Genomic DNA, 22029 nt, shown 5'->3' on the forward strand with positions numbered 1-22029 from the left:
GGTTCCCTACCGTAGAGTAAGAACTTGTTCGTCACGTAGGTGTTGGAGGAGTCATGGCCGGCGGTACCAAGCGACTGCCCCGCGCAGTGCGGGAGCAACAGATGCTCGACGCCGCGGTGGATGTGTTCTCCGAAAACGGATTTCACGATGCATCGATGGACGCGATCGCAGCGCGCGCATCGATCTCGAAGCCGATGCTCTACCTCTACTACGGGTCGAAGGACGAACTGTTCGCCGCGTGCATCAGCCGCGAGGGGCAGGCGTTCGTCGAGGCACTCAAGCCCGCCGGCGACCTGTCGCTGTCGCCGCGCGAACAGTTGCGTGTGGCATTGGAGTCGTTCCTCGGTTTCGTCGACGACCACCGCAACTCGTGGATGGTGCTCTACCGTCAGGCATTCGGGCAGCAGGCGTTCGCCGGGCAAGTGCAGAACAGCCGCGACCAGCTGATCGAACTGACCGCCCATCTCCTCGAATCCAGCACGCGCGACCCGGAACCCGGATCCGACTTCCAGATCATGGCCGTTGCGCTCGTCGGCGCGGGCGAAGCCGTCGCCGACCGTATCGCAGGCGGCGAGATCGACGTCGAGAAGGCCGCCGACCTGCTCGAGAACCTCGCGTGGCGCGGTCTTGCGGGAAGGAAGAAGTCCGACCAGCAGGGCTGATCGGACTTCTTCTTCGAAGTGTGAGCCGGGACGCCCCCATCGCGCCCCGGCACACAGAAACTCAGCGCAGGATCGCGGTGAGGTGCGGGTACTGCTTCTTCGGGTGCCGCACCGCGAGGTCCCACCCGCCGACCTCTCCGTCCTGATCGCCGTCACGCTGCGCGTAGAGGCTCAGAGACGACGGCAGGAGCACCGGCTTGCCGAACCGCACCGAGTAGGTGACCTTCTCGGGGATCCGGCCTTCCACTGCCGACAGGGTGGCTGCGGCGGTCCACATGCCGTGCGCGATGGACTTCGGGAACCCGAAGGCCTTCGCGCCCAGCGACGACACATGGATCGGATTGCGATCGCCCGACACCGCCGCGTATTTGTCGATCGTCCGCTGATCGACGCGCAGCGTGGAGGTGGGGACGGCCGGGATCTCCTCGGCCTTCGGTTCCGACTTCGGCTCACCCGACAGTGACGTGCGCTGCTGGTGCAGGAACGTCGACGTCTGACGCCACACCGTCTCGCGCCCCACATTGACGACGGTGACGAGATCGACGAGCAGACCCTTGCGATGTTCACGCATGTTCTCGGCGTGCACACGGAGGTCGAGGGGCTCGGTCACGGAGATCGGCCGCAGCTGTTCGATCACGTTCTCGGCGTGCACCGAACCGATCGCCGCGAACGGAAAGCCTTTGGACACCATCATTTTCATCACGAGTGGGAACGAGAGAATGAACGGGTACGTCAGCGGCAACGTGTCGCCGAAACGCAGCCCGCACACCTTCGCGTACTCGGCGAGGTTGTCGGGATCGACCCGCAGGCCGCGCAGCACCAGCGTGTCGTCGGGCAGCGAATCGCCGGACGCTCCGACGACCGGCAGCGCCGAAAGCACGGCGCGACCGTAGACGTCGAGGATCGACGGGCTCTCCGACAGTTCGATTTCGCTCATCAAGCCCCCAGCATGGACTGGCCGCAGACACGCACGACCTGTCCGGTGACGGCGCTCGACGCGGGGCTTGCGAACCATGCCACGGTCTCGGCGACATCGACGGTTTCGCCGCCCTGGCTCAGCGAGCTCATCAGGCGGCCACCCTCGCGGGTTGCAAGCGGGATCGCAGCGGTCATCGCGGTCTCGATGAAGCCCGGCGCGACGGCGTTGATGGTGATGTTCTTTTTCGCGAGCACGGGCGCAGTGGCCTGCACGAGGCCGATGACGCCGGCCTTGGATGTGCCGTAGTTGGTCTGCCCGCGGTTGCCCGCGATGCCCGCGATCGACGACACGTCGATCACGCGACCGCCTTCCTTCAGAGCACCCTTCTCGACGAGGACCTCGGTGATCTTCTGCGGGGCAATGAGGTTCACGGCCATCACGGAGTTCCACCTGCTGTCGTCCATGTTCGCGAGCAGCTTGTCGCGGGTGATGCCTGCGTTGTGGACGATGATGTCGGCGCCGCCGTGCCGCTCGAGCAGATGTGCGGCGAGCTTGTCGCCGGCGTCGGTAGCGGTGACATCGAGTGGGAAAGAGGTGCCGCCCACGCGGTTGGCGGTCTGCGACAGTGCTTCACCGGCAGCCGGGACGTCTGCCGCGATGACGGTCGCGCCGTCGCGAGCGAGGACCTCGGCGATGGTTGCGCCGATGCCGCGCGCGGCACCGGTGACGACGGCGACCTTGCCTGCGAGCGGCTTGTCCCACGACTCGGGGGCGGTGGCGTCGCCGTCGCCGACACGGACGACCTGGCCGTCGACGAACGCCGACTTGGCGGACAGCAGGAATCGCAGTGTCGACTCGACGCCGGACAGGCCGGTCGAGGCCTTCGGCGAGACATAGACGAGCGCGATGGTGGCGCCGCGACGCAGTTCCTTGCCGAGGCTGCGCGTGAAGCCTTCGAGGGCACGCTGCGCGATCTGCTCGTCGACGGACGTCGCTTCCTCGGGCGTGGTGCCGAGGACGACGACGCGCCCGCTGGGGGCGAGGCTGCGGATGACCGGCTGGAAGAACGTGAAGAGCTGTTCGAGACCCGCGGCGTCGCTGATACCGGTAGCGTCGAACACGAGAGCGCCGAACTCGGTATCGGCGGGGTCGGCGAACGCGTAGTCGCGCAGCAGTGTGCGGATCGGTTCCACGAGGCGGCCGTTGCCGCCGACGAGGACGGGGCCGGGGAGTGCGGGCTCACCCGGCTGGTAGCGGCGAAGCTTCTCGGGCTGTGGCAGACCGAACTGCTTCGCGAGGAAAGAGCCGGGTGCGGACGAGATGAGCTGGGAATAGAGCTTGGGGGCGCCCTTGGCGTCAGCCACGTTTCCACCTTCTTCGAATTCGGTCGTCGATGCTGTAGTCGACAACTAACTTACTCCTGAGTAAGAATAGTAGCCACAGTTCGAGTCCATCTGAATGCGGGAGATACCAGTGACCACCAATGCCCGATCCACGCAGCTGCGTCGAGTCGCCGTCCTCGGTGGCAACCGGATCCCGTTCGCGCGTTCGGACCGCAAGTACGCACGCGCGTCCAACCAGGACATGTTCACTGCAACCCTCGACGGTCTCGTCAGCCGCTTCAATCTGCAGGGTGAGCGTCTCGGCGCCGTCGTCGGCGGGGCGGTGCTCAAGCACAGCCGCGACTTCAACCTCGTCCGCGAGAGCGTCCTCGGCAGCGCGCTGAGCGCCTACACCCCCGCCTGGGACCTACAGCAGGCATGCGGCACCGGCCTGCAGTCGATCATCTCAGTGGGCGACGCGATTGCCGCGGGCCGCATCGAGGCGGGGATCGGCGGCGGCGTCGACACCACCTCCGACGCCCCGATCGCGGTGAGCAACCCTCTGCGCGAGTTCCTGCTCTCGCTCAACCGCGCCCGCACGACGGCCGATCGCGTCAAGCTGCTCGGCAACGTGCGCCCGTCCATGCTCGGCATCGAGATCCCGCGCAACGGCGAGCCGCGCACCGGTCTCTCGATGGGCGACCACGCTGCGATCACCGCGAAGGAATTCGGGATCCGACGCGAAGACCAGGACGAACTCGCCGCAGCGAGCCACCACAACATGGCCGCCGCGTACGACCGCGGCTTCTTCGACGACCTCGTCACCCCGTTCCTCGGGCTCACGCGCGACGACAACCTGCGCCCCGATTCGTCCGTCGAGAAGCTGTCGACGTTGAAGCCGGTGTTCGGTACCGAGCTCGGCGACGCCACCATGACAGCCGGCAACTCCACCCCGCTCACCGACGGCGCGTCCGCGGCGCTGCTGTCCACCGAGGAATGGGCCGCAGAACGGAACCTGCCGGTCCTCGCGTACCTCGTCGACTCCGAAACTGCCGCCGTCGACTACGTCCACGGCGGCGACGGGCTGCTCATGGCCCCCACCTACGCCATTCCGCGTCTGCTGCAGCGCAACGGCCTCACCCTGCAGGATTTCGATTTCTACGAGATCCACGAGGCGTTCGCGTCGGTGGTCCTGGCCACACTGCAGGCGTTCGAGTCGAAGGAGTACTGCACGCAGCGTCTCGGCCTCGACGCTCCGCTCGGATCGATCGACCGCACCAAGCTCAACGTCAACGGATCCTCGCTCGCCGCGGGGCACCCGTTCGCCGCGACCGGCGGCCGCATCGTCGCTGCACTCGCAAAGATGCTGCACGAGAAGAAGCAGGAGACCGGCAAGCCCGCTCGCGGCCTCGTCTCGATCTGCGCTGCAGGTGGCCAGGGCGTGACGGCAATCCTCGAAGCGTGATCTCTCGGGGTGTCGACTCACATTCGAGAGATTCTCTACGAATGTGTGTAACGCCCCCGTCGACACGGCGATAGAACAGACGACCCTGCTGGGCTACCTGACCCCCGACCTGGTAGCCCAGCAGGGTCTTTGCGCCTTCCGCCCGTAGACCGTTCACGTCCGGGCGTTACCCTGGAGAACCGGTATCCGGCGCGCAGTGTACGACGAGCGTGCCCCGTCTGAAGGGACATCGGTGAGCGGCAACAACGGGACGAACGAGCCCGAGGCTACACACGACGACGTTCTCCCCACCGAACCACAACCGCAGGCGGCCCCCTCGGCCGGCGCTGCGACACCGGTGAGCAACGCGGCGTCGCCCGGAGCCGGTGAATCCGGCCCGATGGGTCGATCGGAGGCGAGCGTTCCGGACCGGGAGAGCGGTTCCGATGGATCGGATGCTGCAACCGAGAGCGCGGACACGTCGAACGACACGGCGTCGTCGGACGCTCCTACCGGCGCCGGGTCGTCGGACGCTCCTACCGGCGCCGGGTCGTCGGACGCTCCCACCGCAGTCATCCCGGTCGTGAAGGTGCCGTCGGAGCAGAATCCGCCCGCGTCGGATGCTCCCACCGAACAGATGCCGCAGATCAAGGTGCCGCCCGCGCAGGCCGCCGCCACCACCGCGATGCCACCCGCTTCACCTCCGGCCGCCACACCTCCTCCGGCCGGGCCACCGCCGGTGGCGCCTCCTCCCGGAGACGGACCAGGCGGCCCGTCGGGTCCCGACGGGCCGTGGGCGAACCTGCCGAAGCGCACGGTTGCGCTCGCCGTCGGTGGTGTCGTTGCCGTCCTGGCTGTCCTCTACGCCGCGGATCTCGCCATGAGTTCGGGCGAGGTACCGCGTGGCGTCACTGTCGCCGGTATCGAGATCGGCGGCGACTCGCGGGGCGATGCCGAAGCGACGCTCCGCAACGAACTCGGTCCGCGGCTCGACACTCCTGTCGCGGTGACCGCCGGAGACACCAGCGGCGAGATCGTTCCGTCGGAGGCAGGGTTGGGCATCGACTGGGATGCCACCCTCGACAGCGTCGGATCGCAGTCGCTCAATCCGTTCAGCCGGCTCGCGTCGTTCTTCGGCAATGACGAGGTCGGTGTGGTCTCCACTCGCGACGACGCCGCACTCGCCGCATCGATCGATCTGGTGACTGCTGCCGCAGCCCACGGGCCGCGTGAAGGCAACATCGTGTTCGAGGACGGCACCCCGGTTCCCGTCACCCCGCAGCCCGGACAGCGTCTCGACGCGGAGGCGGCGTCGGATGTCTTCGCAGAGCGCTGGCCCTTCGGCGACGTGTCGCTGCCGGTCGAGAGCGTGGAAGTCACCGTCACCCGTGAGGGCCTCGATCGTGCGCTCGCCGAGATCGCCGTGCCCGCGGTGGCGTCGGACCTCGTGATCACCGGCCACGACGGCACGATCGCGACGCTGCCGCGCCAGGACATCGGCGCCGTGCTCTCGTTCGCACCCGACGGCTCGGGTGGACTCGATCCGCAGTACCACCCCGAGGCCGCCATCGGGATTCTCGCGCCGCAGCTCGAGGCGACGGAGACGGAACCGAAGGACGCGCAGATCGTCCTCGACGGTGGTCGTCCCGCGGTCGTTCCGGGTACGAAGGGCAATCTCGTCGATTGGGACAAGACCCTCGAGTCGCTGCCGCAGTTGCTTGTGACCGAGGACGGACGGTCCATCGAGGCCGTGTACAAGTCGGCCGATCCGGAACTGACGACGGAGGCTGCGGAGAAGCTCGGGATCAACGAGGTGATCGGTGAGTTCAGCTCCGGTGGTTTCGAATACGCCTCCGGTGTGAACATCCGGCTCGCGGCCTCCGAGATCGACGGCGCGCTCGTGAAGCCGGGAGAGACGTTCTCGCTCAACGGATACACGGGGTCGCGTGGTGCAGCGGAAGGCTACGTCGAATCCGGCATCATCGAGGCAGGTCGCCCGGGCAAGGCTGTCGGCGGCGGTATCAGCCAACTCGCGACGACCCTGTACAACGCGTCGTACTTCGCGGGTATGGAGGACGTCGACCACACCGAGCACAGCTACTACATCTCCCGCTACCCGGCCGCGCGTGAAGCGACGGTCTACGAGGGCGCCATCGATCTGGCGTTCCGCAATCCGTCGGAGTCGACCGGTGTGCTGATCCAGACGATCGGGACGGATTCCGACATCACGGTGCGTCTGTGGGGCACGAAGACGGTCGACGTGCAATCCATCACCGGCGACCGCACCAACTACACATCGCCGAACACGATCACGCTGCCCGCGGGCGCCTCCTGCATCCCTTCCAGCGGCGCGCAGGGCTTCACCGTCACCGACACTCGCATCGTCACCGATGTGAACACAGGGGCGCAGATCTCGAACAAGACCCGTACCGTTCGCTACGACCCGGTGCCCGTCGTCAAGTGCCTGAGTCCCGAACCGGAGCCGGGCGACGAACCGTCCGGTGACGGCCGTCCGTCGGCGCCTGCTCGCGTGCCGGGCGAGGACGCCGCACCTGTTCCTGCGCCGACCGAACCCGAGGCCGAAGCGCCGGCGGCGCCGGAAACCGAGGAGCCCGCCGCGGCCCGTCCGTCAGCGGGTGACTTCGTGCCGGACTTCCCCGGCGTCGAGGTCGAATAGGAGACACCGCCGAGGGCAGATCTCGCTGAGCGGGAACTCGCTGGGGGTGCTGTGACGACGCTCATAGCATCCCGCTATGACCATTGTGACCAGCGTGGATTCCGAGTTGAGCGCGTTGCTCGGGATCCAGCAGCAAAGGATCCGCGTGCAGCGGATCAGCAGCGTGGACGAGCGCCGCGCGCGGATCCAGCGGGTGATCGACATGCTCGTCGCGCGCCAGGACGAGATAGTCGACGCGATCGATGCAGACTTCGGCGGGCGACACCCCGGGTACTCGACCGTCAACGACATCCTCGGGTCGCTCACTGCGCTGAAGTACGCACGCGATCACGTCGCCGAGTGGATGCAGTCCGAGCAGCGAGCAGTGTTCTCGCCGTACGACCAGCTGGGAGCCACCGCATCGGTGCAGTACCAGCCCAAGGGATCCGTGCTGATCCTCGGAACCTGGAATGCCCCGGTGTACACACTCCTGAGTCCCTTGGCGGGTGTGCTCGCGGCGGGTAACCGGGCGGTGCTGAAATCGTCCGAGATCGCGCCGCGCACTGCGCAGGTGCTGGCGGATGCGGCCGCGGAGCTCCTCGATCCTGCCGACGTGGCGGTGGTCACCGGGGGACCGGACATCGCGCAGGCCCTGACGTCGTTGCCGTTCGACCACATCGTGTTCACCGGTGGTCAGGCTGCCGGCCGGTCGGTGCTGGCGAACGCGGCACGCAATCTTGTGCCGGTCACATTGGAACTCGGTGGCAAGTCGCCGGTGATCGTCGGTCGCTCGGCCGATCTCGCGACGGCGGCGTTCCGCATTGCGGTCGGGAAGGCCACCAACGGTGGTCAGATCTGCGTTGCCCCCGACACCGTCCACGTGCCGGTGGAGCTCGTCGAACCGTTCATCGCAGCCGTCCGTGAGTCCTACGCCGAGCTTCTGCCCACAGCGTCCGGCAATGTGGATGTCACCGCCATCGTCTCCGATGGGCACGCCGATCGGATCGATGAATATGTCCGGGATGCAGAGCGGCTCGGTGCGCGAGTCGAGATCGTCCCCGTGGAGCCGGTCGATACCACCGAACGCCGACGTCCGTTGCGCCTCGTACTCGACCCGCCGGAGTCGGCGATGATCTCTCAGGAGGAGATCTTCGGACCGGCGATGGTGATTCGAACGTACGACGACGTCGAGCAGGTGCTCGAGCAGATCAATGCGGGACCGAAGCCGCTGGCGCTGTACTACTTCGGACACGATGTGGAAGAACAGAATCTCGTCGTCGAGTCCACCTCGTCCGGTGGGGTCACGATCAACGACGTGCTGATGCACCCCGGGTTGCTCGACGCGCCGTTCGGTGGTGTCGGAGCATCCGGCATGGGGCATTACAACGGCCGCGAGGGTTTTCTCGAATTCAGCCACGCCCGTACCGTGTTCGTGGCGTCGGAGCAGGACCCGCGTCGTGAGTGGGGGATGCTCCCGCCGTACGCCGACGGATACCGTGCGTCGATGGCCGGCCAGGTGACGCCGGAATGAGAACTCGCGGAGCAATTATTCGTCAAGCACCCGGCACCTACGAGATCGCCGATCTCGACCTCGACGATCCGCGACGCGGGGAGATCATGGTCGAGATGGTCGCGGCAGGGCTGTGCCATTCCGATGATCACATCTCCTCAGGAGATCATGCGGTGGGGAGCTATCCCATCTGTGGTGGCCACGAGGGTGCGGGCATCGTCGTGCAGGTCGGGCCCGAAACGCATGGTTGGAGTGTGGGCGACCATGTGGTGTTCTCGTTCCTGGCGGCATGTGGACGGTGCCGGTGGTGTGCGAAAGGCCTGCAGAACCTCTGCGATCGCGGTGCAGCCATCATGACCGGAACCCGTCCCGACGATCCGTCGAGCTTCCGCCTGAGTCTCGATGGCGCGCCCGTCGCGCAGACGTGCGGGCTGTCGACCTTCAGCGAATACACTACCGTCAGTGTCGATTCGGCCATCAAGGTCGACAAGGATCTACCTCTCGACAAGCTGTGCCTGCTCGGGTGCGGTGTGGGTACGGGTTGGGGTGCGGCGGTCAATTCCGCCGAGGTGTATCCAGGCCAGACCATCATCGTGCAGGGCATAGGAGGGATCGGAATCAATGCGGTTCAGGGCGCAGTGCATGCGGGGGCGGCCCGGATCATCGCTGTCGATCCGGTGCCGTTCAAGCGTGAGAGTGCGCTGAAATTCGGTGCTACACATGCTGTCTCGGATATGGCAGAGGCAACTGAGATCGCACGGTCGTTCACCAACGGGCAGGGCGCCGACGCCGCGATCGTCACTGTGGGCGTCACGACCGGGGAACACATCGCAGAGGCCTTCTCGTCGATCCGCAAGGCCGGTACCTGTGTGGTCACCGGACTCGGGTCGATGACCGACTTCGGGATCCCCATCAGCCCCATGGAATTGGTGCTGTACCAGAAGCGGATCCAGGGTTCCCTGTTCGGCGCATCCGCGCCGACCGCCGACATCCCGTGGTTGATCGACCTGTACACCTCGGGAGCGTTGAAGCTCGACGAGTTGATCACGTCCACCTACAAGCTCGACGACATCGCACAGGGATTCACCGACATGCACGAGGGCCGGAACCTGCGTGGGGTCGTCCTGTTCTGACCCCTCTTCGACTCTGATCCCGCTACGACGACAGTGGCTCCCGCCGGGATCGGCGGGAGCCACTGTCGTGTTCTACGACGCCGTCTGGCCTTCTGCACAGCCATTCGGGTTCGGCGCAGTCATCAGAACGCGGCTTCGTCGAGCTCCATGATGTCGAGGTCGACGTCCGTGATGATGTTGCGCGAGGTGGTCAGGGTCGGCAGTACGTTCTTCGCGAAGAAGGACGCCGCTGCGACCTTGCCCTCGTAGAATGCCTTGTCCTTCGCATCCGGGTCGGCGTCGAGGGCGGCCAACGCGATCTCGGCGTGCTCGAGGAGCAGCCAGCCGATGAGCAGGTCGCCGAACGACTCGAGGAAGCGGACCGAGCCGAGACCGACCTTGTACAGCTCGGTGGGCTGCTCCTGCGCACCCATGAGGAACTGGGTGAGGGTCGCGACCATCGTCTGGGTGTCCTCGAGTGCGGTGGCCAGCAGTGCGCGCTCCGGCTTGAGGCGCTGGTCGGCGGTGTCGGAGTCGAGGAACTTCTTGACCTGCCCTGCAACGTGTGCGAGGGCGACGCCGCGGTCGCGGGCGATCTTGCGGAAGAAGAAGTCCTGTGCCTGGATCGCGGTGGTGCCCTCGTACAGGGAGTCGATCTTCGCGTCGCGGATGTACTGCTCGATCGGGTAGTCCTGCAGGAAGCCCGAACCACCGAAGGTCTGCAGCGAATCCGTCAGGTACTGGTAGGCACGCTCGGAGCCGCAGCCCTTGACGACCGGCAGGAGAAGGTCGTTGATGCGGTGCGCGAGCTCGGCGTCGGCGCCCGAGACCTGCTCGGCGACGACGTCGTCCTGGTGCGCGGCGGTGTAGAGGTACACCGCGCGCAGGCCTTCGGAGTAGGCCTTCTGCATCGCGAGCGACCGGCGGACGTCCGGGTGGTGCATGATCGATACGCGCGGGGCGGCCTTGTCGGACATCTGGGTCAGATCGGCGCCCTGGATACGTTCCTTGGCGTAGTCGAGGGCGTTGAGGTAGCCGGTCGACAGGGTCGCGATGGCCTTGGTGCCCACCATCATGCGGGCGTGCTCGATGACGTCGAACATCTGCGCGATGCCGTTGTGGACCTCGCCGACGAGCCATCCCTGGGCGGGAACGCCGTGGCCGCCGAAGGTGACCTCGCAGGTCGCGGAGGCCTTGATGCCCATCTTGTGTTCGACGTTGGTGACGAACACGCCGTTGCGTTCGCCCATCTCGTTCTTCTCGAAGTCGAAGTGGGTCTTCGGGACGAAGAACAGGGACAGGCCCTTGGTGCCCGGTCCGGCGCCCTCGGGACGCGCGAGGACGAGGTGGAAGATGTTCTCGAACAGGTCGTCGGAGTCGGCCGAGGTGATGAAGCGCTTGACGCCCTCGATGTGCCACGAGCCGTCGTCCTGCTTGATGGCCTTGGTGCGACCGGCGCCCACGTCGGAGCCGGCGTCGGGCTCGGTGAGGACCATGGTGGCGCCCCAGCCGCGTTCGACGCAGGTGGCGGCCCACTTCTTCTGTTCGTCGGTGCCGTTCTCGAAGAGCACACCGGCGAACGCGGGGCCCGCCGCGTACATGAAGGCGGCGGGCTGTGCGCCGAGCATCATCTCGTTGACTGCCCACAGGAGGCTGCGCGGCGAATCGGTGCCGCCGATCTCCTCGGCGATGCCCATGGACCAGTATCCGGCGTCCCACCAGGCGCGGAAGGCCTTCTTGAACGGCTCCGGGAGGGTCACGGAGTGGGTCTCGGGATCGAAGACCGGGGGGTTGCGGTCGGCGTCGGCGAAACCTTCGGCGGCCGGGCCCTCTGCGAGGGCCTTGACCTCGGAGAGGATGCCGCGTGCGGTCTCTTCGTCGAGGTCGCCGAACTTGCCGGCTTCGAGGACCTTCTGAATCTTCAGGAACTCGAAGAGGTTGAACTCGAGGTCGCGGAGGTTGCTCTTGTAATGGCCCATGTCTGTGCTCTGTCTCCCAGTGCGGTCCGGTGTGGTCCTAGTACCGCCCAAGCTTATTACTCGTCGGTAACATCTCTATGTTACTCGCAAGGCAACTAACTGCCAAGGCCGATTTTACGGGCAACGACGAGCGCGTCGATGGCAGTTCCGGAAACTGTTTCTCGGAATCTTCGTTCGGCCACCCGGATTTCCAGTCTTCCGTCGATTTCTTCGACGATATCTGTTGGTGTGTAAAGGATTTCACTGTCCTGGGGTCCACCGACCCCCTCGTCGATATTTGTCCTGTCGTGCCCCAGAAATATGAGGATTCCTTCAGGTTCGAGCGAATTGATCGCATTGTCGATCAGTGTTCTGCGCTGTGCCGGAGGGAAGTGTAGGAATACGGCGAGGATCAGATCATATGGGCCGTCGAATGCGCCCTGCGTCACATCCGACCGAACGTACTGCAAGCGGTCACGCGACCGCTTCGGTGCCTGCGCCGCGACCTGCCGGGCCTTGTCGAGGGCCACTTCGGAGAAGTCCGTACCTACTACCTCCCAACCCCGGGTCGCGAGCCACAGGGAATGCCGCCCCTCGCCGCACCCGAGGTCGAGTGCGCGTCCGTGCGGGAGGGCGGTGGCGAACTCGACGACGACGGGGCTCGGTGGCGCCCCCCATACGAGTTCTTCGGCCTGATACTTCTCGTCCCACTCACGTGCGTCCATGGGGGAAACGTAGCCCCCCGACTCCTCCGCTGAGCTGCCCTGGAACAAGTTCTACTAGGGGTGTCGCGGAAGGTACTTCCGACCCGCGATACCGTGTCCGGACGGCGATGCTAGGACAGTAGCGCCACGATGATGTAGAGGAGTTTTCCGGATGGGTGCACAGATCGCCGCTCCTGCGCCGTTGCGGAACAGCGTGCTGCTCGGGCTGGGTGTTCACCGCCCCGAGCGCGTCGTCACGAACGAGGAGATCTGCCTGCAGATCGACTCGAGCGACGAGTGGATCCAGTCGCGTTCCGGCATCAAGGAGCGCCGATTCGCGAAAGCGCATCCTGAGGAATCGATCGTCGAGATGTCGATCAACGCCTCCGAGAAAGCCCTCGAAGCGGCGAAGCTTACCGGCGCACAGATCGACACCGTGATCGTCGCGTGCTCCACCTACGGCTTCCAGACTCCGCAGGCTGCTGCGCTCGTCGCCGACCGGATCGGCACGAACGGCGCCGCTGCGCTCGACATCCAGGCAGGCTGTGCGGGCTTCTGCTACGCGCTCGGTGTCGCATCCGACCTGGTCCGCGCAGGATCCGCGACGAACGTGCTCGTCGTCGGAGTCGAGCGGATGAGCGACGCCACCAACCCCACCGACCGCTCCGTGCGATTCATCTTCGGTGACGGTGCGGGCGCCGTCGTCGTGGGCGCATCCGACGACGTGGGCATCGGCCCCACCGTGTGGGGGTCCGACGGCTCCCAGGGCAACGCGATCCGGCAGGAACCCGACTGGGTCGACTTCGCACAGAACCCCACCCAGCCGCGCCCGTGGATCATCATGGAGGGCACCGCGGTGTTCCGCTGGGCTGCCTTCGAGATGAGCAAGTACGTGCGCCAGATCGCCGACAAGGCCGGTGTCGCGCTCGAAGATCTCGACGCGTTCGTGCCACACCAGGCGAATTTGCGGATCAACGACGTCATCGTCCGTCAGCTCGAGCTGCCCGACACCGTCGCGGTCGCCGACGACATCATCGAGACCGGCAACACCTCCGCGGCATCCATCCCGCTCGCCATGGAGAAGATGCTGCGCACCGGTCAGGTCGAGCCGGGCGCCACCACGCTGCTGCTCGCCTTCGGCGCAGGCCTGTCCTTTGCAGGCCAGGTCGTCACGATGCCGCCGTTGGCCCAGTAGTCCATGGCCCGTAAGAAGAAGTCGTCGATCCCTCGATGGCTCTGGTTGCTGTGTTTCGTCGTGGTCGCCGTGGCCATGGTGCTCCTCGAACCGTACGACTCCGACCCGTCCGGTGCCGCCACCTCTTCGGGTGGCGCCGGGCAGTCGTCGACCTACAGTGGTTCGGCCGCTCTGCAGGCACTCGCGGCGCTTCCGGTGCGCGATGCCGCATCGCAGAGCGGCTACGAGCGGGGCGAGTTCGGCTCCGCGTGGACAGACAGCGTCACCGTCGAGTTCGGTAAGAACGGCTGCGATACGCGCAACGACATCCTCAAACGCGACCTCGTGCACATCTCGCTCGAACCCGCCACGAAGGACTGCACCGTGCGCACGGGCACGCTCAACGACCCGTACACCGGCACGGAGATCTTCTTCCGGCGCGGTAGCGACACGTCGTCGCAGGTCCAGATCGATCACGTCGTTGCACTGTCGAACGCGTGGAAGACGGGGGCGCAGAAGCTCGATGAGCAGCAGCGTCGCAACCTCGCGAACGATCCTCGCAACCTGATCGCGGTCGACGGCCCGACCAACCAGTCGAAGGGCGACGCCGACGCAGCGCAGTGGCTACCACCCAACGCGGGCTACCACTGCAACTACGTAGCACAGCAGATCGAGGTCAAGACCGTCTACCAACTGTGGGTCACACCCGCCGAGCACGATGCGATGTCCCGGGTCCTCGCGGCCTGCTGAAATCGGCCCCCGGTGGGATGGAGCACAGGCGGCCCTTCAACCACGATCACGGCTCTTGAATATCATCGTTGTGTCGCACGTAACCTGAGACGCGACGCGATTCCGGTGGCCACACCCGGTGCTGTTCGGAATCGGACCGATACGACGTGGGAGAACCGCCATGAGCGCCGATAAACCGAAAATCATCTACACGTTGACAGACGAGGCGCCGCTACTCGCGACGCACGCCTTCCTGCCCATCGTGCGCACCTTCGCCGGCGCCGCGGGCATCGAGGTCGAGTCGAGCGACATTTCGGTGTCGGCGCGGATCCTGGCCGCGTTCTCCGACCGCCTCACCGAGGAGCAGCGCGTTCCGGACACCCTCGCCGAGCTGGGACGTCTGACGCAGCTGCCCGAAACGAACATCATCAAGCTGCCCAACATCAGCGCATCCGTACCGCAGCTCCTCGCTGCGATCAAGGAACTGCAGGGCAAGGGATACGCGATTCCGGATTTCCCGGGCGACCCCAAGACCGATGAAGAGCGCGACATCCGGGAGCGCTACGGCAAGATCCTCGGCAGTGCCGTCAACCCGGTCCTGCGTGAAGGAAACTCCGACCGGCGCGCACCCCGTGCGGTGAAGGAATACGCCCGCAAGCATCCGCACAGCATGGGTGAGTGGTCGATGGCATCGCGCAGCCACGTCGCGCATATGCAGCACGGCGACTTCTACCACGGCGAGAAGTCCATGACTCTCGACAAGGCGCGCAAGATCCGCATGGAGCTCGTGACCGAGAACGGCGAGACGATCGTTCTCAAGCCCGAGGTGTCGCTGGGCAAGGGCGACATCGTCGACAGCATGTTCATGAGCAAGAAGGCCCTGCTCGAGTTCTACGAAGAGCAGATGGAGGATGCGCGCAAGACCGGCGTGATGTTCTCGCTGCACGTCAAGGCGACGATGATGAAGGTCTCGCACCCCATCGTCTTCGGCCACGCAGTGAAGGTCTTCTACAAGGACGCCTTCGCCAAACATCAGGCGTTGTTCGACGAGCTGGGCGTCAACGTCAACAACGGCCTCGTCGACCTCTACGACAAGATCGAGACGCTGCCCAGCACACAGCGCGAAGAGATCAAGCGGGACCTGCACGACTGCCACGAGCACCGCCCCGAATTGGCGATGGTCGACTCCGCCAACGGCATCTCGAACTTCCACTCACCGAGCGACGTCATCGTCGATGCCTCGATGCCGGCGATGATCCGCCTGGGCGGAAAGATGTACGGCGCCGACGGACGCCCCAAGGATGCCAAGGCCGTGATGCCGGAGTCCACGTTCGCCCGCATTTACCAGGAGATCATCAACTTCTGCAAGACCAACGGTGCGTTCGACCCGACCACCATGGGCACCGTCCCCAACGTCGGTCTCATGGCGCAGAAGGCCGAGGAATACGGCTCGCACGACAAGACCTTCGAGATCCCCGAGAACGGCGACGCCAACTTCGTCGATGCCGACACCGGTGAGGTGCTGCTGACGCAACACGTCGAGGCCGGCGACATCTGGCGCATGTGCACCGTCAAGGACGCGCCGATCCGCGACTGGGTCAAGCTCGCCGTGACCCGTGCCCGCAACTCCGGCATGCCGGTCCTGTTCTGGCTCGACCCGTACCGCCCGCACGAGAACGAGCTGATCAAGAAGGTCGAGCTCTACCTGCAGGATCACGACACCGAAGGCCTCGACATCCAGATCATGTCGCAGGTGCGTTCGATGCGGTACACCCTCGAACGCCTGATCCGCGGCAAGGACACCATCGCCGCGACCGGCAACATCCTGCGCGACTACCTCACCGACCTGTTCCCGATCCTGGAACTCGGCACCAGTGCGAAGATGCTCTCCGTCGTCCCGCTGATGGCCGGCGGCGGCATGTACGAGACGGGTGCCGGCGGCTCGGCTCCCAAGCATGTCAAGCAGCTCGTCGAGGAGAATCACCTGCGTTGGGATTCGCTCGGTGAGTACCTGGCGTTGGCGGTCAGCCTCGAGGACCTCGGCATCAAGAACGACAACGGCCACGCCAAGATCCTGGCCGACGCGCTCGACGCTGCGACCGGCAAGCTGCTGGACGAGAACAAGAACCCGTCCCGCAAGACCGGCGAGCTCGACAACCGTGGAAGCCAGTACTACCTCGCGCTGTACTGGGCGCAGGAACTCGCTGCACAGACCGAAGACAAGGAACTGGCGGAGCGCTTCGCCCCCCTTGCTCAGACCTTGGCCGAGAACGAGGACACCATCGTGCGCGAGCTCATCGAGGTGCAGGGCTCCCCGGTCGACATCGGTGGCTACTACCAGCTGGACAACGAGAAGGTCGACGCTGTGATGCGGCCGAGCAAGACCCTGAACGACGCATTGGCGTCCGTGCAGGTCTGATCTCCGACCCGCTGTAAATCCTCTGACACCCATTGCGGACGATCGATGTTCGCGATGGGTGTCATGTTTCGAGGGGGCCTGATCAGGCGAGCAGCGCGTCGACGATCTCGTCCTCCGACAGAAGCACATGTGCCGCGGCCGGACCCAGCGGCACGAAACTGTCGCGGCTCGTGACGCGGGTGATCCGCCCCGGATAGTTCGTGTCGACGAGTGCCGCGATCACCGACTCCGCGACCGACCCGCTGCGACGTGTCTCGTCGACCACCAGGACCCGGGGGAACCGCATCGCGTGCTCGGTGAGCGCGGTCAGCGGCAGCGGCGCGAGCCACTGCAGATCGAGCACCGTCGCCGCGACCCGTGGCGCGCGACGGGTCGCGCGCAGGCTCATCCGCACACCGTTGCCGAATGTCACCACCAGCACGTCCCGGCCCTCACCGTAGGTGTGCACCGTGCCCGGTGCGATCGGCGCGGGGTCGGGGAACTGCTGCCACAGTCCGTCGCCCTCGTCGTACAGGTCGCGCTGGTGGTAGAGCGCAATCGGTTCGACGAACACGCACACACGATCTTCTGTGCGAGCCAAGAAGATACACGCGCGCAGCAGCCCGCCCGCCGTCGCGGGATCGGATGGGACCGCGAGAACCAGGCCCGGAATGTCGCGCAGCGCCGCGACGGAATTGTCGTTGTGGAAGTGGCCGCCGAATCCGCGCTGATACGGCAGACCGGCGATGCGCACTACCATCGGATTTCCGAAACAGCTGTCGGAGAAGAACTTCAGGGTTGCTGCCTCGCCGCGCAGCTGATCCGCTGCATTGTGCAGATAGGCGAGATACTGGATCTCGGGGATCGGTAGCATCCCGGCCACGGCGAACCCGAGCGCGGTGCCCAGGATCGTCTGTTCGTCGAGCAATGTGTCGAACACCCGGACCGCTCCGAAGTGCTCCTGCATGCCGCGCGTCACCCCGTACACACCGCCCTTGGTACCCACATCCTCACCGAACACGCATGCCTGCGGGTGCTCCTCGAGGATGTGTCCGAGAGTGCGGTTGACGGCCTGTGCGAGCGTGAGCGGTTCCCGTGGCTGCGGGTGCGGGTCGTCGACCGCGTGCCCCCGCCCGTGGATGTGCAGCGGCCGCATCACCTGTGCTGCGGATTCGAGACGCGGGGGATGGTGCAGTGTGTCGGCGACCTCGGCAACCTCGGCGCGCACCGATTCGTAGCGTTCGACGATCTCTTCGGAGGTGAAGAGATCCCGGGAGACGAGTTCGGTGGCGGCCGCGAGTAGCGGGTCGCGTGCGTAGTCGGCGACGATCTCGTCGCGGCTGCGGTAGGCGCTCTCGACATCCGATCCGGCATGGCCGAGGAACCGCACCGTTTTCAGGTGCAGGATCGCGGGGGAGCGTGTCGCGCGGACCTGCTCGACGAGTTCGCCGGTGGTGGCGAGCGTGGAGACGGTGTCGGCGCCGTCGACCGCGCGGTACTCGATGCCCGGGTACCGCGACAGTGCCTGCTCGATCCAGCCGTCGGGGCTGCGCACACTGATTCCGAGACCGTTGTCCTCGCACACCAGCAGCAGCGGCACCGGCAGACCGCGATACGTGCAGTACGCGGCGGAGTTCAATGCCCCTGTCGCCGTCGAATGATTCGCCGAGGCGTCGCCGAAACTGCACACCACCACCGAATCCGCCGGCCAAGGGCCGTCCAGGTCGAGTTTCTGCATGCGAGCCAGCGCCAGTGCGAGCCCGAGGGAACGCGGCAGATGCGACGCGATCGTCGAGGTCTGCGGCAGGATGTTCAGCGCCGGATTGCCGAACACCTTGTGCCGGCCCGCCGAGATCGGATCGAGTGTCGACGCCGCGCACCCGGCGAGCACGTCGCGGATCGGCGTCGTGCCCTCCGCCAGCGATGCGCGCGCAGCGTAGAAGCCACCCGAACGGTAATGCAGCAGAGCCGGATCGGTGACGCGGGTGAGCATCCCGATCGCGGCGTTCGATTCGTGGCCCGCGGAGCCGATCGTGTAGAAACCTTCGCCGCGGCGCTGCATCTCGCGTGCCGCGAAGTCGAGGTGACGCGACTGCAGCTGCGCGCCGAAACAGTCGAGCACCAGCGCGTCGTCGATCCTGCGGTCGGGGGCACGCGTCCGGAGGGCCCGGATCGCCGTGAGGAAATGGTCGTCGAGCGGCTCCGCCGTCATATCTCCGTTCTACCCGGTGTCAGCGCACCCGGAGGTCGATCGGCTGACCGTCGTTCGGAAAGGGCAGCGACGTGAAGTTCATCGGCGCCACGTAGTCGGCAGGCACGTGCCAGCGGTAACGCAGCAACAGGTGGTGGAGCACCGTCTTGATCTCGGCTCCGGAGAAATACATGCCGAGGCAGCGGTGGGCGCCGCCGCCGAACGGTGACCACGCGTACTTGTGCACGCGATCCTCCCGGCGTTCCGGGGAGAAACGTCCCGGGTCGAAATGTTCGGGATCCGGCCACAGGTCGGGCATGTGGTGGGTGTAGTGCAGGCCGACGTTGATCAGCGTGCCCTTCGGGATGAAGTGCCCCAGGATCTCGGTGTCGGCGACTGCGCGGCGCACGATGCCGGGTACCGGGGTGACGAGTCGCTGGCATTCCTTGATGACGAGATCGAGTGTGGTGAGCTGGTCGAGTTGCGCGAATGTCGGAGTGTTCGTGCCGAGGGCTTCCGACTCGTCGCGGCACGCCTGTTGCCATTCGGGGTGCTGCCCCAGGTACTGCATGGCGGTCGACAATGTGATCGTCGACGTGTCGTGCGCCGCCATCATCAGGAAAATCATGTGGTTGACGACGTCGTCGTCCGAGAATCGTTCACCGTCTTCGGATTCGACGTGGCACAGCACCGAGAACAGGTCGTCTCCTTCGTGCGCACGTCGTGCGGGCAGGTAGCGGCGGAAGAACTCCTCGAGTCGGGCGCGGCCCTGGACTCCTCTTCGCCATCGGGTGCCGGGCAGTGGGTAGCGCACAATGGCCGTCGACGCCTGCACACACCCGATGAACGCCTCGTTGACCTCGTCCATTTCTCGCGCCGAGGAACCTTCGGCCCCACCCATGAAGATCGAGGTGGCGAGGCCGAGGGTGAGTTCCTTGATGGCCGGGTAGGCGCGGAAACCTTCTCTGGGCCTCCAGGCGTCGAGGGTCTTCTCGATCGCCGGGTGCATGGACTCGGTATAACGGGCGATGCGGTCGCGGGTGAAGGCCTGCGACATGATCCGTCGGTGCGCGGTGTGTTCGTCGCCGTCGAGCAGCATCAGGCCGCGGTCGAAGAACGGTCCGATGAGCACGCGCCATCCGGCACCGTTGACGAGTGCGCGGTCGCGGTTCTGCAGGGCGGCGCCGCATGCGTCGGGCCCGAGGAGCACCACCCACGGGTTGCCGGCGAAGCGGAACCACGACACCGGTCCGTGCTCGCGGTAACGCTTGTCGTAGGCCTTCAGCGGATTACGCATGTAGTCGAGGGCGTACCCGACGTACGGCAGTCCCTTGTCGCCAGGGACCGCTCTGAGCCCGGGGGGTGCGGGTGCCAGCGTCTTCGTCACAGTGAACTCCACGTTCGGATCTGACAATGCATGTGGTCAGATAACTGTAACTGCAGTCACACCTAACGGGGAGCGATTTGCGCGTCGGGCTTCTGGCCGTGGTCGGCCCCGAAAGTCAGCAGGGCGTGCTGCGCATGTCATGCTGACGCGCATGGTTGACGTCGCACGTCCCAAGTTGGAAGGCACCGTCGCGGTCGCGGGAGGGCGCCGGCTCGGCTTCGCCGAATTCGGATCCGCGCAGGGTCGCGCGGTGTTCTGGCTGCACGGCACCCCGGGAGCGCGTCGGCAGATCCCGATCGAGGCCCGGGCCTACGCCGAACGGGAGAACGTGCGGCTGATCGGGTTGGATCGTCCAGGTATCGGCTCGTCGTCACCCCATACTTACGACCGGGTGCTTTCGTTCGCCGACGACCTGCGGATCGTCGCCGACACCCTCGGTGTCGATCGCATGGGCATCGTCGGCCTCTCCGGTGGCGGCCCCTACACCCTCGCTTCGGCCTACGCGATGCCCGAACGTGTCGTGGGGGTCGCGGTGCTCGGCGGGGTCGCGCCCGTCGTCGGACCCGACGCGATGTCGGGTGGTCTGATGCAACTCGGATCCCTCGTCGCACCGTTGCTCGCCAGGGGCGGGGTGCCGATCGGTGCGGCGACGAGCGCCGCGATCCGTGTCGTCAGACCGTTCGCATCGCCGATCATCGACCTGTACGGGAGGCTGTCGCCGGAAGCCGATCGTCGGCTGCTGGCACGCCCCGAGTTCAAGGCGATGTTCCTCGACGACCTTCTCAACGGCAGTCGGAAGCAGATGGCCGCACCCTTCGCCGACATCGTCGCGTTCACCCGGGACTGGGGTTTCCGGGTGCCCGATGTGAAGGTGCCGGTGCGGTGGTGGCACGGCGACACCGACCACATCATCCCGTTCGAGCACGGTCTGCACATGGTGGAGCTGCTTCCCGACGCCGAGTTCCATCACCTGCACGGAGAGAGTCATCTCGGTGGGCTCGGTGCGTCGGAGGAGATCCTCACGACCGTGCTGAAACTGTGGGACGACGCCGAGAAGTAGACCTACCGCGACCGGTCGAGCAGGGCGAGCACCGCCTTCAGTTCGGTGGCATCGACCTGCCCGGGCGCCGACGGTGTTCCCACCATCCCGAACGTCGCGGCCGACCCGAACACCTGACCGGCCAGCCGTGAGATCACGCCGCGCCCGCCCATCGACATGGTGATGATCGGGACTCTCGCGTGCTCCTCGTGCATGACGCGGGTGGCATCGAGCAACGTCAGGACATCGGCGGTGGAGTTCGGCATCACCGCGATCTTGCAGATGTCGGCGCTCAATTCCTGCATGGCGCGCAGCCGCGCGACGATGTCGTCACGTTCGGGGGTGCCGTCGAAGTCGTGATTCGACGCGACCACCGCGACACCGTGAGCGTGCGCGGCCCCGATGATCCGCCGCACGGCGGCGGGATCGCGGCGGTACTCGACGTCGACGAGATCGACCGTTCCCGACCCGGCGAGCGCGACACAGAGGTCGGCGTAGTCCTCGTCGCTGATCGCGGCTTCACCTCCCTCGTGCGCGGTGCGGAACGTGGCCAGAAGCGGTACGCCGTCGAGTTGTTCGGCGAGGGCACGAGCCTGCGTGACGACGGCATCCGGGTCGTCGAAGGCGGTGAAGAAGTCGACTCGCCACTCGACGAGGTCGGCGCGGCCGGCAAGGGCGTCGACCTGGCCGCGGAGCGCCTCAGGTGTGGATCCGGTGATGGGCACGAACACCGTGGGGGCGCCCTCACCGATCGCCACACCTTTGACACGGACCGGTGTGATCGCTTCACCCATCGTCGACTCCTGTGCTGGTTGCCTGTGATC

Annotated in this window: 16 protein-coding genes; 9 read left to right on the forward strand and 7 right to left on the reverse strand. The window is 66.0% G+C overall.

Features of this window, described 5'->3' with window-relative positions:
- The first annotated feature begins 53 nt into the window (after positions 1-53).
- Positions 54-662 carry a TetR/AcrR family transcriptional regulator gene (locus ACZ46K_RS09065; protein ID WP_054807513.1) on the forward strand — a complete coding sequence of 203 codons (609 nt, stop codon included), beginning with the start codon at positions 54-56 and terminating at the stop codon, positions 660-662.
- A 61-nt stretch (positions 663-723) separates the two neighbouring features.
- Here ACZ46K_RS09065 and ACZ46K_RS09070 read toward each other — a convergent pair whose 3' ends face one another.
- Both ACZ46K_RS09070 and ACZ46K_RS09075 read right to left on the reverse strand, forming a co-directional pair.
- The gene (locus tag ACZ46K_RS09070; protein WP_054807514.1) at positions 724-1599 is read right to left on the reverse strand and encodes a MaoC/PaaZ C-terminal domain-containing protein; all 876 of its coding nucleotides are present in this window, start codon (positions 1597-1599) and stop codon (positions 724-726) included.
- Positions 1599-2945 carry a 3-oxoacyl-ACP reductase gene (locus ACZ46K_RS09075; RefSeq protein WP_464747760.1) on the reverse strand — a complete coding sequence of 449 codons (1347 nt, stop codon included), beginning with the start codon at positions 2943-2945 and terminating at the stop codon, positions 1599-1601. The genes ACZ46K_RS09070 and ACZ46K_RS09075 overlap by 1 nt, the downstream gene beginning before the upstream one ends.
- 94 nt (positions 2946-3039) lie before the next feature.
- Between ACZ46K_RS09075 and ACZ46K_RS09080 the strand changes: the two genes are divergently transcribed.
- The 4 genes from ACZ46K_RS09080 to ACZ46K_RS09095 all read left to right on the forward strand — a co-directional run bounded on the left by ACZ46K_RS09080 (position 3040) and on the right by ACZ46K_RS09095 (position 9646).
- The gene (locus tag ACZ46K_RS09080) at positions 3040-4368 is read left to right on the forward strand and encodes an acetyl-CoA C-acetyltransferase (protein WP_464747762.1); all 1329 of its coding nucleotides are present in this window, start codon (positions 3040-3042) and stop codon (positions 4366-4368) included.
- Between the two features lie 232 nt (positions 4369-4600).
- Positions 4601-7024, forward strand: coding sequence for a VanW family protein (locus ACZ46K_RS09085; RefSeq protein ID WP_464747764.1), 2424 nt, complete (start codon positions 4601-4603; stop codon positions 7022-7024).
- 76 nt (positions 7025-7100) lie between these two features.
- Positions 7101-8534, forward strand: a complete 1434-nt coding sequence (locus ACZ46K_RS09090; RefSeq protein ID WP_054806800.1) for an aldehyde dehydrogenase family protein — start codon at positions 7101-7103, stop codon at positions 8532-8534.
- Positions 8531-9646: an NDMA-dependent alcohol dehydrogenase gene (locus tag ACZ46K_RS09095; RefSeq protein WP_464747766.1), complete on the forward strand. Its 1116-nt coding sequence runs from the start codon at positions 8531-8533 to the stop codon at positions 9644-9646. The genes ACZ46K_RS09090 and ACZ46K_RS09095 overlap by 4 nt, the downstream gene beginning before the upstream one ends.
- A gap of 122 nt (positions 9647-9768) precedes the next feature.
- Here the strand turns inward: ACZ46K_RS09095 and ACZ46K_RS09100 are convergent, their stop codons facing one another.
- Together ACZ46K_RS09100 and ACZ46K_RS09105 are read right to left on the reverse strand one after the other, a co-directional pair.
- Positions 9769-11604: an acyl-CoA dehydrogenase gene (locus ACZ46K_RS09100; RefSeq protein ID WP_464747768.1), complete on the reverse strand. Its 1836-nt coding sequence runs from the start codon at positions 11602-11604 to the stop codon at positions 9769-9771.
- Between the two features lie 95 nt (positions 11605-11699).
- On the reverse strand, positions 11700-12308 hold the full coding sequence (locus ACZ46K_RS09105) for a class I SAM-dependent methyltransferase (RefSeq protein WP_464749276.1): 609 nt from the start codon (positions 12306-12308) through the stop codon (positions 11700-11702).
- Positions 12309-12459: 151 nt separating this feature from the next.
- Here ACZ46K_RS09105 and ACZ46K_RS09110 point away from each other — a divergent pair, with 151 nt between their 5' ends.
- The 3 genes from ACZ46K_RS09110 (at position 12460) to ACZ46K_RS09120 (ending at position 16609) form a co-directional block, all read left to right on the forward strand.
- Positions 12460-13482 (forward strand): beta-ketoacyl-ACP synthase III, encoded by a 1023-nt coding sequence (locus ACZ46K_RS09110; RefSeq protein WP_054806801.1) that lies wholly within the window; start codon positions 12460-12462, stop codon positions 13480-13482.
- Between the two features lie 3 nt (positions 13483-13485).
- Entirely contained in the window at positions 13486-14211 is a 726-nt protein-coding gene (locus ACZ46K_RS09115; RefSeq protein ID WP_054806802.1) for an HNH endonuclease family protein, read from the forward strand.
- A 160-nt stretch (positions 14212-14371) separates the two neighbouring features.
- A complete protein-coding gene (locus tag ACZ46K_RS09120) occupies positions 14372-16609 on the forward strand; it encodes an NADP-dependent isocitrate dehydrogenase (RefSeq protein WP_054806803.1) in 2238 nt (745 codons plus the stop codon).
- A gap of 82 nt (positions 16610-16691) precedes the next feature.
- On the opposite strand, the gene ACZ46K_RS09125 is transcribed toward ACZ46K_RS09120, so the two are convergent.
- Both ACZ46K_RS09125 and ACZ46K_RS09130 read right to left on the reverse strand, forming a co-directional pair.
- Positions 16692-18800: a thiamine pyrophosphate-dependent enzyme gene (locus ACZ46K_RS09125; protein WP_464747770.1), complete on the reverse strand. Its 2109-nt coding sequence runs from the start codon at positions 18798-18800 to the stop codon at positions 16692-16694.
- A 19-nt stretch (positions 18801-18819) separates the two neighbouring features.
- Positions 18820-20166 (reverse strand): cytochrome P450, encoded by a 1347-nt coding sequence (locus ACZ46K_RS09130; RefSeq protein WP_464747772.1) that lies wholly within the window; start codon positions 20164-20166, stop codon positions 18820-18822.
- A gap of 151 nt (positions 20167-20317) precedes the next feature.
- Between ACZ46K_RS09130 and ACZ46K_RS09135 the strand changes: the two genes are divergently transcribed.
- Positions 20318-21226, forward strand: a complete 909-nt coding sequence (locus ACZ46K_RS09135; protein WP_464747774.1) for an alpha/beta fold hydrolase — start codon at positions 20318-20320, stop codon at positions 21224-21226.
- A gap of 2 nt (positions 21227-21228) precedes the next feature.
- On the opposite strand, the gene aroD is transcribed toward ACZ46K_RS09135, so the two are convergent.
- Positions 21229-21999, reverse strand: coding sequence for a type I 3-dehydroquinate dehydratase (gene aroD, locus ACZ46K_RS09140; RefSeq protein ID WP_054806922.1), 771 nt, complete (start codon positions 21997-21999; stop codon positions 21229-21231).
- Positions 22000-22029 lie beyond the last annotated feature (30 nt).

The sequence above is a fragment of the Rhodococcus sp. JCM 9793 genome, assembly GCF_055380405.1.